This is a genomic window from Mariluticola halotolerans (genome assembly GCF_021611515.1).
Classification (GTDB): Bacteria; Pseudomonadota; Alphaproteobacteria; order Rhizobiales; family Devosiaceae; genus Mariluticola; species Mariluticola halotolerans.
Map to the genome: position 1 here is coordinate 529,974 of NZ_CP090960.1, position 13,995 is coordinate 543,968.

Here is a 13,995-nt window from a genome sequence, read left to right on the forward strand (position 1 = left end):
CGAACGACCGGCAGATTTCAAGGCACGGGGAGGAAAGCATGGCACATGATGACGGCGCACCCGAACGGTCGGCCGAGATCATGGCGGTTCTCGACGCCCTGAAAAAGGGATTGCACGACCGGAATTCGGAAGCGGTGATGGCGCTTTATGCGAAAGATGCGGTGATCTACGATCTCGATCCGCCGCTGGCGCAAACGCCCGATGAGGCGCACATCGCGCTCTGGCTCAGTTCCTGGGGCGGACCCGTCACGCGCACCACCCGCGATGTCGTGATCAAATTTTCCGGCAACACGGCCGTTCTGCACGCTCTGACCCACACGAGCGCCCCGATGCAGGATGGCGAGATGGCTGCATGGTGGATGCGGACGACCATGCTGATCGAGAAACATGACGCGGGCTGGCTGATCGCTCATGAGCACAATTCGGTGCCGTTTTACATGGATGGCAGCAGCCGGGCGGCACTTGACCTGGCGCCGTGAGGCCGGAAGAGAGGAGATAACGGATGCCGACCTTACCGAAGATTATCGAACGCAGGGCGCAGCCCTATATCGGCATGCGCGGCATGGTGAGCATGGACGGGATTCCAGCCATGTTCGACCGAGCGTTCCCTTTGCTTTTCAAATGGATGGAAGAGAACGGCATCGCTCCCGTTGGAGCGGCGTTCTGCAAATACAATTTGATAGACATGGAAGGGGAGCTCGAGCTTGAAGTCGGCGTGCCGGTGGCAACGGCGCAGACCGGGGAGGGTGATGTTGTTGCCGGGATATTGCCTGCGGGGCGCTACGCGACCATCACGCACACAGGCCCCTACGATCAGCTCATGGACGTCAATGCGGTTCTGATCGGTTGGGCGAAGGAAACCGGCGTCATCTGGGATGCAGAGGAGACCGACAAGGGCGACCGATTCGTCTGCCGGCTCGAAATCTATGAAACCGATCCCGGAGAGGAACCGGATCCGTCCAGATGGATAACCGAGGTGACAATCAGAATAGCTGATCGGGCGTGAACATGCAGATGCGCGATATCCTTTATGTTCACGGTGCGGGCGATACCGGCGAGGCACCGAATAGTCTGTTCGGCTATATCGAGGATCACATGTCGGGCGGCTACAAGCTCCAGCGACCACAAATGCCCGAGGACGGCACGAAATGGGTCGATATGATCGCGCACCTGACCGCCCCGCTCGCGGACGACGCCATTCTGATCGGCCATTCCTTCGGCGGCTCTTGCCTGCTGCAGATGATCGCGACCCGGCAGCCGGGTATGCGTGCCGCAGGACTGGTCCTGATCGCGCCCCCTTTCTGGGGCGAGCCGGATTGGACGTATGAGGATTTCGTCTTGCCCGATGGCTTCGCCGGAACGCTGGGCGGCATGAAGGGGATATACCACCTCCACAGCCATGACGATGAGGTCGTGAATTTTTCTCACCAGGCCGCTTACGAAAAGGCGATGCCGCAGGCGACTTATCTTGCATATGACGGTTTCGGTCATTCCTTCGACCGCGGCGACCGGGCACCGGTGCTGGATCTGATCCGCAGCCTTTGACGCGTTCAGTGCGTCTTTTTTTCCAGAGCGCCGAAATCTCCGGTGTGCGTCAGCGCTTCGGCAAGCATGCGCTCATAGGTTTCGCGCGGGACTTCGATCCCGCCCATGGATTTGAGATGATCGGTGACGAACTGGGTATCAAGGAGCGTGTATCCGCCGGCATTCAGACGCTCGACGAGATGGGCCAGCGCGATTTTTGAGGCATTGGTGGCACGGTGGAACATGCTCTCACCAAAAAAAGCGCCCCCGATAGACAGTCCGTAAAGGCCGCCGACCATGGTCTCGCCGTCCCATACCTCGACTGTGTGGCAAATGCCGCGCTCAAACAGCTCTCCATAGAGCCGGATGATCGTTGCATTAATCCATGTGCTGTCGCGGTCGCTGCCGTAATTGGCGCAGCCGTGAATGGTGGTGGCAAAATCGCTGTCGACCCGGATTTCAAAGGGGCTTTGGCGGATGGTCTTGCGCAGTGATTTTGACAGATGGAAGGTGTCGAGCGGGATAATACCCCGCTCGTCAGGAGAAACCCAGAACAGGTCCGGCGCGTCTGCATCTTCGGCCATGGGGAAAATGCCCGCCTTGTAGGCGCGCACAATCAAATCGGCGGTCAGTTCAAGCGCGAATGGATCTTCCTGTTTCATTGGCCCTGTTGCTCAGGGTTGGTTGGCCTTGAGATATTTCTCGAGCCAGTGAATGTCATAGTCACCGGAAATGATTTCCGGTTCGTCGATCAGACGCTGGAACAATGGCAGTGTGGTTTTGACGCCATCAACCACGAACTCACCCAGGGCACGCTTCAGACGCTGCAGGCATTCGGGCCGGGTGCGGCCATGCACAATCAGCTTGCCAATGAGGCTGTCGTAATAGGGCGGGATCTTGTAGCCCTGATAAACAGCGCTATCGATGCGCACACCGACGCCGCCGGCAGGATGATAAAAGCTGATAGTGCCGGGCGAGGGGGCAAATGTCTGCGGGTCTTCGGCATTGATACGCACTTCAATGGCGTGGCCATAAAAGCTGATATCGGACTGTTTGACGCTGAGTTTCTCGCCCTGGGCTACACGGATCTGCTCATAAACGATATCCATATTGGTGACACGCTCGGTCACCGGATGCTCGACCTGCAGGCGGGTATTCATTTCGATGAAATAGAAATTCCCGTCTTCATAAAGGAATTCGACGGTGCCAGCGCCTGAATATTTCAGCTTGCGCATGGCGGCGGCGCAGATTTCGCCGATCTCGTCCTGTTCCTTCATGGGGACAGTCGGAGCGACCGCTTCTTCCCAGACTTTCTGATGGCGACGCTGCAAGGAGCAGTCGCGCGTGCCCAGATGCACGGCATTGCCCTGTCCGTCGCCCAGAACCTGAACTTCGATATGCCGGGGTTTGCCGAGATATTTCTCGATATAAACCGTGTCATCGCCAAAGGCTGCTTTGGCTTCTGAACGGGCGGTTGACCAGGCTGTGCTGATCTCGCCTTCGTTGAGCGCAACCTTCATGCCGCGTCCACCGCCGCCTGAAGCGGCCTTGATGAGAACGGGATAGCCGATTTCACCGGCAACCTTTTCTGCATCTGCAGCAGTGGTGACGCCGCCTTTTGAACCGGGGACGCAGGGAATGCCGAGTTCAAGCGCTGTCTTTTTGGCCGCGATCTTGTCGCCCATGATCTCGATATGGTGCGCCGAGGGGCCAATGAACGTGATCTTGTGTTCTTCCAGAATCTGGGCGAACCGCGCATTTTCCGAGAGGAAACCATAGCCGGGATGCACTGCATCCGCGCCGGTGATTTCGCAAGCTGCCATGATCGAGGGGATGTTGAGGTAGCTGTCCTTGGCCGGATTGGGGCCGATGCAGACGCTTTCGTCGGCGAGGCGGACATGCATGGCATTGGCGTCGGCAACAGAGTGGACGGCGACCGTCTGGATGCCAAGCTCCTTGCAGGCACGCAGGATGCGCAGTGCAATTTCGCCTCTGTTCGCGATCAAGACCTTGGAGAACATATTCCCTAATCCTTATTCGATGACGACGAGCGGCTCGCCATATTCGACGGGCTGTGCGTCTTCAACGAGGATGCGGGTAATGGTGCCGGATTTATGGGCCGGAATCTGGTTCATGGTCTTCATCGCTTCGATGATGAGCACGGTCTGGCCTTCACTGACCTTGGTGCCCACTTCAACAAAGGCTTTCGCGCCGGGTTCGGGGGCCATATAGGCCGTGCCAACCATTGGTGAGGTCAGGGCACCGGGATTGGTCGCAAGATCTTCTGCAACAGGTGCAGGGGCGGCGGCGGGTGCTGCCGCAGGGGCTCCCGGTGCCGGCATAGCCTGCATGGGTGCTGCCATTTGCATCACTTCCTTCGATGCGAAGGACCGGGTGACACGAACGCGGAACTCTTCCCGCTCGATCTCGATTTCCGCGAGATCCTGTTCGTTCAAAAGTTCGGCAATGGCGCGGATCAGATCTTGATCCACCTGGGATGCCTTAGTCATATTTTCTGCCTCCCTGGGCAACACATTTACGCGGCTTTTGACAGCCGCTCGGCCAGTGCAACAAGGGCCAGCTTATAGCCAACGGGCCCAAGCCCGCAAATAACCCCGGCTGCCACCGCTGATACATAGGAATGGTGACGGAAGCGCTCGCGCGCATGAATATTGGTCAGATGCACCTCAACCACAGGCATGTCCGCAATGCGCAAGGCATCATGGATGGCCACGGATGTGTGCGAATAGGCGGCGGGATTGATGACGATGGCATCAAAATTGCCGCGTGCCTGCTGAATCCAGGTGACGAGTTCACCCTCAAGGTTGGATTGGCGGAAATCCACGGACAATCCAAGGTTTTTCCCCTCGGATGAGCACATGGCCTCGATATCCGCCAGTGTGTCCGAACCATAGGTTTCAGGCTCGCGCAAGCCGAGCATGTTGAGGTTCGGGCCGTTGAGAACAAGGATACGTTTGGCCATGGTTCCGCTTTCTAACATTGCCGCCAGTGGGCAACGCAAGCTGCACTATACGAAATGCACCGAAAAGGCAAAGCCCGCAGGCGGGTTTTGTGCCGTTCTGGCGCTGTTTATCCGTCGCAAATCGTACTGCCGCAGGCGCGAAGGTTGGCAATGCGCTCTTTGAGCGCTTCCAGCCCGATGGCCCCGGGGATAACTTCGTCGCCCAGAATATAGGTGGGCGTGCCTGTCGTGCCCACGGCCTGGGCGATTTCATAGGATCGCTGGATAATCTCGTTGATCTCTTCAGACTGTGCATCCAGTTCGAGGCTGACCCGGCTCAACCCCTGGGCTTCGGCGGCATCAAGTGCGCTTTCCTTGGTAATTTTGCCACGGCTGGTGAAGAGAGTGGAGTGGAAGGTCCAGTAATCAATGCCCGCTTTGTGCGCTGCCAGCGCAATCCGAGCGGCCTCAACCGATTCCTGCGACAGGATCGGGAATTCCTTGAGAATGATTTTCAGATTGGGATCGCTGTCGAGCAGCTCTGCCATGTCGGGCATTGCAGAACGGCAATAAGAGCAATTGTAGTCGAACATTTCGACCAGCGTGACATCACCGTCAGGATTGCCGAGCACGATCTCATCAGGGTTGTTGTAGATCTGGTCCTGCATCGAGGCGATTGCCGTGCGCGCTTTGACAGCGTCTTCCTTGCGGATTTCAGTTTGCAGCGCGGCCGAGACCCGTTCAAGGATACGTGGATTGGATATGAGGTAGGATTCGATCATTGGGTGCAACGTCGCGGCATCGACCTCGGCAACCGACATCGGCGCGTCGTTTTCGGTCAGCATGTCGCTGACGATGGCGCGCACCTCGGTGGCGTCAAGGCCGGGTTCAGTCTGCGTATATATGCTGGTTGCCAGGCCACCGGCCAAAGCGGCGATAACGGCAACAAGTGGAAGAGTGAGACGCGACATTGGGAACTCCGAGGAAAAATCAGTGCGACAAGCGCTAGCAGGCAAGCCTTAACATTATATCATTGGCGTGGACCAGAATGTCGGGCTTGTGATCAATTCTTCTTGTGTCGGGCAAAGTGTCACGGCCGCGCGGAAATGGACTTTGCCCTGCGATCGGGGGTACACGCCCGGGGAGTGCCCCCCGTGACGCGTGCAAGATGAGTTGGAAAATTGACGACCGATAATCCCCTGAGCGGCCTGAAACCTTTTCACGCCATGGAAATTCTGGCGGAGGCCAAGCGTTTGGAGGCTGAAGGGGTTGAGGTTTCGCACCTTGAGGTTGGTGAACCGGGCATGCCGCCAGCGCCTGCAGTGGTTGCCGCGGTGGAAGCCGTTTTATCGGAGCCGCAACGCTATACGCATGCCAAGGGCCAGGTCGAATTGCGGCAGGGCCTTAGCGCCTATTACGCAGACCTGCACGGGGTTGCCGTTGATCCAGAGCGGATCATCGTGACGACGGGATCATCAGCGGGCTTTCTGCTGGCCTTTCTGGCGGGATTTGAAAAAGGGGCGCGTATCGCGGTGACCCGGCCCGGCTATCCCGCTTATCTCAATATTCTGGAGGCGCTGGGGTTTGAAGCGGTGGAAATCGTGCTGCGCCCCGAAAATGGCTGGCGTTTATCTGCCGAAGACATCGCGGCGGCGCATGCTGCAAAGCCTTTTGCGGGGCTGTTGTTTGCCAGTCCGGCCAATCCCACAGGTGCTGTGGTTTCCCGTCCTGCGCTGGCGGAAATCGTGGCCACTTGCGCAAGGCTGGGTATTCAGTTGATTTCCGATGAGATCTATCACGGGCTTGATTATACCGGCCCGTCGGTCAGCGCTGCGGAATTCAGTACGGATTCCATCATCGTGAACAGTTTCTCGAAATATCATTGCATGACCGGCTGGCGGATGGGTTGGCTGGTTTTGCCTGAAGTACTGGTGCGCCGGACCGAGATTTTGCAGCAGAACATGTTCATTTCCGCGCCAACCCTCAGTCAGGTGGCGGCACGGGCGGCACTTGAGTCCCGGGATTATGCGGAAGTGCAGAAGGCACGTTATGCGAAAAACCGGATGCTGTTGACGCGCGGGCTTACAGCGCTCGGGTTTGGCGGAGTCAGCGAGAGTGACGGGGCGTTCTACGCGTATGCCGATGCTTCGGCCTTTACCAATGACACGATGGATTTTTGTCAACGCCTGCTGCGGGAAGCTGGCGTGGCAGCGACGCCTGGGGTGGATTTCGACCGGGTGAGTGGTCACCGTTTTGTCCGGTTTTCCTTCGCCGGGTCGAAGGAGACGCTGCAAGCGGCGCTCGAAAAAATGGCCGGGTTTCTAGCCCGGCCATCCTGATTCTCAAAAAATTCCGGTTTTAGCCGAAGAAGCCTTTTTGCCACCAACCGGCCTTGCGCGGTTTTTCATCAGCCTTTTCGGGTTCTGCGGCCGATGAGGTGACGACAATACCCTCGTCAGGAATTTCCTTCTTGGGCCGGCGTGTCCGCGGCTTTGCCTTGGCTTTTGGCTCCGCATCTTCTGCAGGCGCAGCTTCAGGCTCTGCTTTTGCAGCGACGGGTTCCGCAACGGTTTCGGGCGCGGCCACGTCAGCGGCGGCGGTTTCCGGTGCTGCTTCAGCAGGCGTTGCCTCGGCCGGGGCGGCTTCGGAGTCGTCGGTTTTTTTCCGGCGGGTTCGGCGCGGCTTTTTGGCCGGCTTTTCAGCTTCCGCTGGTGCGGTTTCTGCCGGGGGTGCGGCGTCGGTTGCAGCTTCGGCCGGTGCCGGTTCTTCAGCCGGTTGGGCAGGAGTGGCATCCAGTTCCGCTGCGGCTTCTGCCACAGGCGCGGTTTCCTCGGTCGTGGTTACAACCGTTGCAGGGGCCGAGTTGTCGCCTTCGACGCTTGCCATGGCGGCGCTATCGGAGCTTCCATCATCGCCATTTTCCTGGTTCTCGCCATCAGGGCCAGTGCCCCGACGGTTGCGGCGACCACCACGGCGGCCACGGCGGCGGCGCTTGCGTGGTTCTTCCTCGCCATCCTGCTCACTGGCTTCGCCGACCTGTGCCTCGCCGCCATTGCTTTCTTCAGCAGCAGTATCGCCATTGCCGTCTTCGCCATTTTGGGCGGAACGGGTGTTACCGTCTTCGTTGTCACGGCGATTGCGGTTGCGACCACCCCGACGGCGACGGCGGCGGGCCGGCTGCTCGCCGTTTTCGGCGTCGCTGGTTTCAGCGGCGGCGGCCTCATCGTCTTCTTCTGACGGTGCAGCTGCTTCAGCGGCGGCGTCGAGAGCTGCCATTTCGGCGGCATCAACGCTGATCGGCGCACGGCTGCCTGTATGGGCATGGGCACGGGCTTCGCCGCGCTCAATGTTGAAGTGGCTGCCGGCCAGCTTTGGATCTGCGGTCACGGTGATCGACAGATTGTATTTCGCTTCAATCTCGCTCAGTGCATCGCGCTTGGCGTTGAGAATATAAAGTGCCACATCCATGGGCACCTTGACGTTGATTGAATTGCCCGGCTTGCGCAGGACATGATCTTCGATGGCGCGCATGACCATGAGCGACAGGCTTTCGACCGAACGGACGATGCCGGCACCCTGACAGGTCGGGCAGACATGGGTGGAGCTTTCCAGAACCCCGAAGCGCATGCGCTGGCGGCTCATCTCCATCAGACCGAAATGGCTGATGCGGCCAACCTGGATGCGGGCGCGATCATCGCGCAAGGCATCTTTCAGGCGGCGTTCAACCAGACGGGTGGAGCGCTTTTCCATCATGTCGATGAAATCGATGACGATCAGGCCGGCCAGATCGCGCAGACGCAGCTGACGGGCCACTTCATCGGCGGCTTCCAGATTGGTCTGGAGCGCTGTGTCCTCGATATTGTGTTCTTTTGTCGCCCGGCCCGAGTTCACGTCGATGGAAACGAGCGCTTCTGTGGGATTGATGACGATATAGCCGCCGGAGGGCAGGGTGACCTGCGGCGAGAACATGGAATCGAGCTGCGATTCCACGTTATATTTCGAGAAAATCGGCTGATCTTCCTTGTAGCCCTGCACATTCTTGGCATGGCTCGGCATGATCATGCGCATGAAGTCCTTGGCTTCGCGATAGGCCTCGTCGCCCGCGACCCAGACTTCGTTGATATCCTTGTTGTAGAGATCGCGAATTGTCCGCTTGATCAGGCTGCCTTCCTCGTAAACGAGGCTGGGCGCCGATGATTTCAGCGTCAGGTTGCGCACATTCTCCCAAAGACGCAGCAGATATTCGAAGTCACGCTTGACCTCGGCCTTGGTACGAGAGGCACCGGCTGTGCGCAGGATAATCCCCATGCCCTGCGGCACTTCGAGATCTCCGGCGATTTCCTTCAGGCGCTTGCGATCCGAGGCATTGGTGATCTTGCGGGAGATGCCGCCGCCACGGGCGGTATTGGGCATCAGCACAGAATAGCGGCCGGCGAGCGACAGATAGGTCGTCAGAGCCGCGCCCTTGTTGCCGCGCTCTTCCTTCACTACCTGGATCAGCATGACCTGACGGCGCTTGATGACTTCCTGGATTTTGTAACGGCGGGCGAGGTTTTTCTTGCGCTCGGGCATTTCCTCAAGCGCGTCGGCACCACCGACATGTTCAACCGTCTGGTCGCTTGCGGGATGGTCATCGTCGCCATTGTTGTCGTCGTCGCTGTGGTCTTCGTCACCTGCGTCGGCGGCTTCGGGCAAATCGGCCATCTCGTCGGCGTGTTCGTCATGCTCTTCATCTGCGAGCAGGGCTTCACGGTCGGCGACAGGGATCTGGTAATAGTCGGGATGAATTTCCGAGAAAGCGAGGAAGCCATGCCGGTTGCCGCCATATTCGACGAAAGCGGCCTGCAATGAAGGTTCTACCCGCGTGACTTTTGCCAGATAGATATTGCCCCGCAGCTGACGCCGTGCGGCAGATTCAAAGTCAAATTCCTCGAGACGGTTGCCGCTCGTGACGACAATACGCGTTTCTTCCGGGTGGGTGGCATCCACCAGCATTCTTTTCGTTGCCATAAAAATTTACTCCACGTCGTCGCGCGCCGGCCATACGGGTTCTGAATAAACAGACCCTGGTCAAGGCGCCATGCGAGACGAATCGTTCTGATGATAGGGCGCGTTCCGCGCCGGTGAGGGAACAGAGGGGGACGTGGCGTGGGCGAACAGGCTTTGCTGTTTCGCGCATTTTTTCCTTCACGCTCATCCGGCTCCATCCTTTTTCGGGCAATGTGTTATGCAATATTTGCCATTACCCTCCGGTCCGTTTTCGAACCGAAATTCTACTACAGGCGCTGTTTTTTGCCGCCTTTTCAAAGAGATAGTCCAGCACTAAGGCTTTGTGGACTTCCCTTGGACCTATATGAGATATCATGTGCCAATCTGGGCATTTCAAGCTCACGGCCGCCAAGCGAAACTTTGCCTCGCCTTCTGCCTTTAGGGGGCTTAAGCCAAATTGGCAACAAGAAAGTCATAAGTGCTTACCTTGCCGGGACTTTTGGACCTCATTTATTTGTTTATTGACGGGCGGTGCATGTTAGGGCTGCCTTTCTGACGAAGCGAATCACGTAATGTGAGCGTGAACAATGCGTGGCAGATGAACTTTTCAGTGATCAGAAAACTTGTAACCGTATTGATCTGTCTCCTGTGGCCACTCGGGTTCGTTGGGGCGCAAGAGGCGGATGGCCCCTTACCCTCGGTTATCGATGCCCGGGTTTCCACCACGCCGGAACGAGCAAGGCTGATCCTTGATCTGTCGGGTCCGACTGATTTTGCCGTGGCCACCATTGCCGACCCGCCGCAAATAGCGGTGGACGTGCGGGCCGCTTCGGTCAGTCTCAAGGCCGAGAATGTTCCGGCAGGTGAGGGCATTGTCGGTGGATTTTCGGTTGAAATTCTGGAAGAGGGACGGGTGCGGACCTGGCTGGCGCTCAAGGTGCCTGCCCAGGTGCAACAGGCCTATGTGCTGGAGCCGATCGACGATCAACCAGCCCGTTTGGTTGTAGACCTCGTGCCGACTTCCGAAAGCGCGTTTCTTGCAGCGGCAGAACGCGATCTCAAGGCCACCGTTGCCAAGCTTGCTCCGGATGTTGCACCGCCACCGCCTGCGGATAGCGGTGCAGCCCCCACAGTGACTGCTGACAAGGCTCGACCCCTTATCGTTATAGATCCGGGGCATGGCGGGATCGATTCCGGGGCAGAGGCCGGTAACGGGATCAAGGAAAAGGATATCGTTCTTGCCTTTTCCCGTGTGCTGCAAAAACTGCTCATCGAGACAGGCAAATTCGACGTCGCCCTGACGCGCGAGGATGATTCATTTCTGCGGCTGGAAGAGCGTGTGGCGCTGGCACGCGCCAACAAGGCCGACCTGTTCCTCTCCATTCATGCCGATTATTTTCAACAGGAAGAAGTGCGTGGTGCCAGCGTTTATATCCGCGATGAACGGGCGACCGATGCGCTGGACAAGGTGCTGGCCGACAATGAGAACCGGGTCGACATTATTGCCGGGTTCGCGGTGCCAAAGATGGACAACCATGTGGTCAATATTCTGGTGGATCTGATGCGCCGGGAAATGCGCCGGCAGTCCTATCGCGTGGCGCAATCGATTGTGACGCAGATGCAGCCGAGCGTGCAATTGCGGCGCTTCCCGGTGCGCAAAGCCAATTTCATGGTGCTGCAGGCCCCGGATGTGCCATCGGTTCTGGTTGAACTGGGATTTTTGTCCAATGCCAAGGATATCTCCAACCTGACGACTGACACATGGCGGGACAATGTCGCTGAAGCGTTGGCGCGGGGCGTCACAACCTATTTTGAAGGTTTTACACAAAAGTAATCCGGCTTTTGTGTCCATAATTCTGCCGCGCTCTTGTATCAAAGGGCGCTAACGCATAATTCGCCACGGTCGAAAACGGCGTCCTGCAGGTGACTGCGTCACTAGGCAAAGGTTTTAACGGCTTATCGCGCTGAACCCTTGCAACAGGCGCCGGAGCTGACCTGGGACTAAGAGGCAAAAGGGTACCCGCATGCTGCGTTTGATCGGCTGGTTGTTTGGATTCGGGATGTTTGTGGGGCTGATCGCTCTCGGCGTTGGCGGCTTCTACTTATCCACGCTCACCAAGGATCTGCCCGATTATACGGTGCTCAAAGATTATCGTCCGCCAGTGACCACACGTGTCCATGCGGCGGATGGAACGCTTTTGGCCGAATATGCGCGCGAGCGCCGGTTGTTCCAGCCTATCGAAACCATTCCAGCGCAGGTGATCCAGGCTTTCATTTCTGCCGAGGACAAGGATTTCTATTCGCATGGCGGTATCGCGTTTGACGGCGTTCTGCGCGCGTTGCGCGATAATATCCAGAAGCGTCTGGATGGCGGGAACGGGCCGTTGGCCGGTGCATCGACGATCACCCAGCAGGTGGCGAAGAACTTCCTTTTGACCAGCGAGCAGACCTGGGACCGCAAAATCAAGGAAGCGGTATTGGCGATGCGCATCGAAGATGCCTTCACCAAGGACCAGATTCTGGAATTGTATCTGAACGAGATTTTCCTGGGTCTCAATTCCTATGGTATCGCGGCTGCGGCGCTGAACTATTTCGACAAGGCGCTTTATGAGCTCGACCTGTCGGAAGCTGCCTATCTCGCCGCGCTTCCCAAAGGCCCCAATAATTACCACCCATTCCGTCGCCCAAAGGCCGCCATTGAACGGCGCAACTGGGTGCTCGACAGGATGTCCGAGAATGGCTACATCACGCCCGAACAGACCAGCGCGGCGAAGCAGGAAAGCCTGAATGTGGTGCCGCGGCGTTCCGGCTCGCAGCTGTTTTCGGCTGAATATTTCACCGAGGAAGTGCGCCGCGAGCTAGCCAGCCTTTATGGCGAAGACCAGCTTTATGGCGGCGGTCTGAGTGTTCGGACCACGCTTGAGCCGAAATTGCAGGCCTATGCCCGCAAGGCGCTGATGGACGGCCTGGTCAAGTTTGACCAGAGCAAAGGGTTTCGCGGGCCCGTCGCCACCATTGATACGAGTGGGGACTGGGGCATGACCCTTAACGGCGTCGAGCCGCTGAGCGATGTGCCTGAATGGACGCTGGCTGTTGTGCTGGAGATGGACAGGAACGAGGCCCGTATCGGGTTGCGGCCCAGCAAGGATATTGACGGCAAGGTACTGGCCGATCGCACGACCGGGCAATTGCCGGGACCAGAGATCAAGTGGGTCAGCAAACCGCTTTCCGAACTCCTGAGCGTGGGTGATGTGGTTTATGTCGCGCCTGTCGAGGGCAAGGACGGCGTTTACACCATGATGCAGGTGCCCGAGGTGGAAGGCTCGCTTGTGGCGATGGATCCGCGAACAGGCCGCGTTGTGGCGCTGGTTGGCGGGTTCTCCTTTGCCCTGTCCGAGTTCAATCGCGCAACACAGGCCATGCGTCAGCCGGGTTCGGCTTTCAAGCCGATTGTTTATTCAGCCGCACTCGACAATGGCTATACCCCGGCATCCGTGGTGCTGGATGCGCCGCTTGAAATCCAGAATGCGGACGGCAGCACCTGGCGGCCCGAGAATTATGGCCGGGAATTCTATGGCCCGCAGACATTGCGCCGTGGCATCGAGCGGTCGCGTAACGTCATGACAGTGCGCCTGGCCAAGGATATCGGCATGCCGCTGGTTGCAGAATATGCGCGTCTGTTTGGTCTTTATGACGATATGTTGCCGGTTTTGGCCATGTCGCTGGGCTCGGGCGAGACCACGGACATGAAAATGACCGCAGCTTATGCCACCATTGCCAATGGGGGACGGCGTATTGTGCCGACCCTGATTGACCGGATTCAGGACCGCTACGGCAAGACCGTATACAAGCACGACCAGCGTGTTTGCGATGGGTGTCAGGCCACCGAATGGCATAATCAGGAAGAACCTCTGATCATCGATAACCGTGAACAAGTGCTCGACCCGATGACGGCTTATCAGATTACGTCGATGATGCAGGGTGTTGTGCAGCGCGGCACCGGAACCAATGCCAGACGGCTGGATCGCCCGGTTGCCGGCAAGACAGGCACGTCGAGCGATTACAAGGATGCCTGGTTCCTCGGGTTCACCCCGGAACTGGCGGTGGGTGTGTATGTTGGCTACGACACGCCGCGTTCCATGGGGCGTTCGGCGACCGGCGGCGAGTTTGCCACGCCCATCTTTACGGATTTCATGGAGAAGGCGCTTGAGGGCAAGCCGGCAACGCCATTCCCCATGCCCGGCGGGATGACCCAGACCTGGATTGATCCGGCGACAGGCATCAAGGCAATTGCCGGTGAGGCGGCTATTCTCGAGGCGTTCAAGCCGGGCACTGGCCCCAACCTGATCACATCGGTGATCGGCGTTGATTCCGAGGCCTTCATCAATATCGAGGATGGTGGTTCCACCGATGTGAATGCGGGGCGCGGCGGCCTTTTCTAGTGGCTGACGCCAGCTTGCGCCGTGTTGTGGCGGTCAATGGGTTGATTGCCGGGGCGGTGTCGTTTATCCCAACGGCAA

Annotated in this window: 12 protein-coding genes; 6 read left to right on the forward strand and 6 right to left on the reverse strand. The window is 58.2% G+C overall.

Features of this window, described 5'->3' with window-relative positions; all coding sequences use genetic code 11:
• Positions 1-38: 38 nt before the first annotated feature.
• From L1P08_RS02560 to L1P08_RS02570, 3 genes are read left to right on the forward strand one after another with little or no spacing between them, the layout of a single operon-like run.
• Complete coding sequence (locus L1P08_RS02560; protein ID WP_303618448.1) at positions 39-479, forward strand: YybH family protein; 441 nt, start codon at positions 39-41, stop codon at positions 477-479.
• A gap of 23 nt (positions 480-502) precedes the next feature.
• Positions 503-1,006 (forward strand): GyrI-like domain-containing protein, encoded by a 504-nt coding sequence (locus tag L1P08_RS02565; RefSeq protein WP_303618449.1) that lies wholly within the window; start codon positions 503-505, stop codon positions 1,004-1,006.
• A 2-nt stretch (positions 1,007-1,008) separates the two neighbouring features.
• Entirely contained in the window at positions 1,009-1,545 is a 537-nt protein-coding gene (locus L1P08_RS02570) for an alpha/beta hydrolase (protein WP_303618450.1), read from the forward strand.
• Positions 1,546-1,550: 5 nt separating this feature from the next.
• Here the strand turns inward: L1P08_RS02570 and aat are convergent, their stop codons facing one another.
• The 5 genes from aat to L1P08_RS02595 form a co-directional block, all read right to left on the reverse strand.
• Entirely contained in the window at positions 1,551-2,186 is a 636-nt protein-coding gene (aat, locus tag L1P08_RS02575; RefSeq protein ID WP_303618451.1) for a leucyl/phenylalanyl-tRNA--protein transferase, read from the reverse strand.
• A gap of 12 nt (positions 2,187-2,198) precedes the next feature.
• Entirely contained in the window at positions 2,199-3,545 is a 1,347-nt protein-coding gene (gene accC / locus L1P08_RS02580; protein WP_303618452.1) for an acetyl-CoA carboxylase biotin carboxylase subunit, read from the reverse strand.
• A 12-nt stretch (positions 3,546-3,557) separates the two neighbouring features.
• Entirely contained in the window at positions 3,558-4,034 is a 477-nt protein-coding gene (gene accB, locus L1P08_RS02585) for an acetyl-CoA carboxylase biotin carboxyl carrier protein (RefSeq protein WP_303618453.1), read from the reverse strand.
• Positions 4,035-4,060: 26 nt separating this feature from the next.
• Positions 4,061-4,507: a type II 3-dehydroquinate dehydratase gene (aroQ, locus tag L1P08_RS02590; protein WP_303618454.1), complete on the reverse strand. Its 447-nt coding sequence runs from the start codon at positions 4,505-4,507 to the stop codon at positions 4,061-4,063.
• Between the two features lie 107 nt (positions 4,508-4,614).
• Positions 4,615-5,457, reverse strand: coding sequence for a DsbA family protein (locus tag L1P08_RS02595; protein WP_303618455.1), 843 nt, complete (start codon positions 5,455-5,457; stop codon positions 4,615-4,617).
• Positions 5,458-5,667: 210 nt separating this feature from the next.
• Here L1P08_RS02595 and L1P08_RS02600 point away from each other — a divergent pair, with 210 nt between their 5' ends.
• The gene (locus L1P08_RS02600; RefSeq protein ID WP_303618456.1) at positions 5,668-6,825 is read left to right on the forward strand and encodes a pyridoxal phosphate-dependent aminotransferase; all 1,158 of its coding nucleotides are present in this window, start codon (positions 5,668-5,670) and stop codon (positions 6,823-6,825) included.
• 19 nt (positions 6,826-6,844) lie between these two features.
• Here the strand turns inward: L1P08_RS02600 and L1P08_RS02605 are convergent, their stop codons facing one another.
• The gene (locus L1P08_RS02605) at positions 6,845-9,496 is read right to left on the reverse strand and encodes an Rne/Rng family ribonuclease (protein WP_303618457.1); all 2,652 of its coding nucleotides are present in this window, start codon (positions 9,494-9,496) and stop codon (positions 6,845-6,847) included.
• A 589-nt stretch (positions 9,497-10,085) separates the two neighbouring features.
• On the opposite strand from L1P08_RS02605, the gene L1P08_RS02610 reads away from it, so the two are divergent.
• Both L1P08_RS02610 and L1P08_RS02615 read left to right on the forward strand, forming a co-directional pair.
• Positions 10,086-11,309 (forward strand): N-acetylmuramoyl-L-alanine amidase, encoded by a 1,224-nt coding sequence (locus L1P08_RS02610; protein WP_303618458.1) that lies wholly within the window; start codon positions 10,086-10,088, stop codon positions 11,307-11,309.
• Positions 11,310-11,499: 190 nt separating this feature from the next.
• The gene (locus L1P08_RS02615; protein WP_303618459.1) at positions 11,500-13,917 is read left to right on the forward strand and encodes a penicillin-binding protein 1A; all 2,418 of its coding nucleotides are present in this window, start codon (positions 11,500-11,502) and stop codon (positions 13,915-13,917) included.
• The last annotated feature ends 78 nt before the right edge of the window (positions 13,918-13,995 follow it).

Coding starts and splice junctions, on each gene's coding strand:
- L1P08_RS02605 (WP_303618457.1), bottom strand. CDS start 9,496: ATGGCAACGAAAAGAATGCTGGTGGATGCCACCCACCCGGAAGAAACG.
- L1P08_RS02615 (WP_303618459.1), top strand. CDS start 11,500: ATGCTGCGTTTGATCGGCTGGTTGTTTGGATTCGGGATGTTTGTGGGG.
- L1P08_RS02565 (WP_303618449.1), top strand. CDS start 503: ATGCCGACCTTACCGAAGATTATCGAACGCAGGGCGCAGCCCTATATC.
- L1P08_RS02595 (WP_303618455.1), bottom strand. CDS start 5,457: ATGTCGCGTCTCACTCTTCCACTTGTTGCCGTTATCGCCGCTTTGGCC.
- accC (WP_303618452.1), bottom strand. CDS start 3,545: ATGTTCTCCAAGGTCTTGATCGCGAACAGAGGCGAAATTGCACTGCGC.
- L1P08_RS02570 (WP_303618450.1), top strand. CDS start 1,009: ATGCAGATGCGCGATATCCTTTATGTTCACGGTGCGGGCGATACCGGC.
- aat (WP_303618451.1), bottom strand. CDS start 2,186: ATGAAACAGGAAGATCCATTCGCGCTTGAACTGACCGCCGATTTGATT.
- aroQ (WP_303618454.1), bottom strand. CDS start 4,507: ATGGCCAAACGTATCCTTGTTCTCAACGGCCCGAACCTCAACATGCTC.
- accB (WP_303618453.1), bottom strand. CDS start 4,034: ATGACTAAGGCATCCCAGGTGGATCAAGATCTGATCCGCGCCATTGCC.
- L1P08_RS02560 (WP_303618448.1), top strand. CDS start 39: ATGGCACATGATGACGGCGCACCCGAACGGTCGGCCGAGATCATGGCG.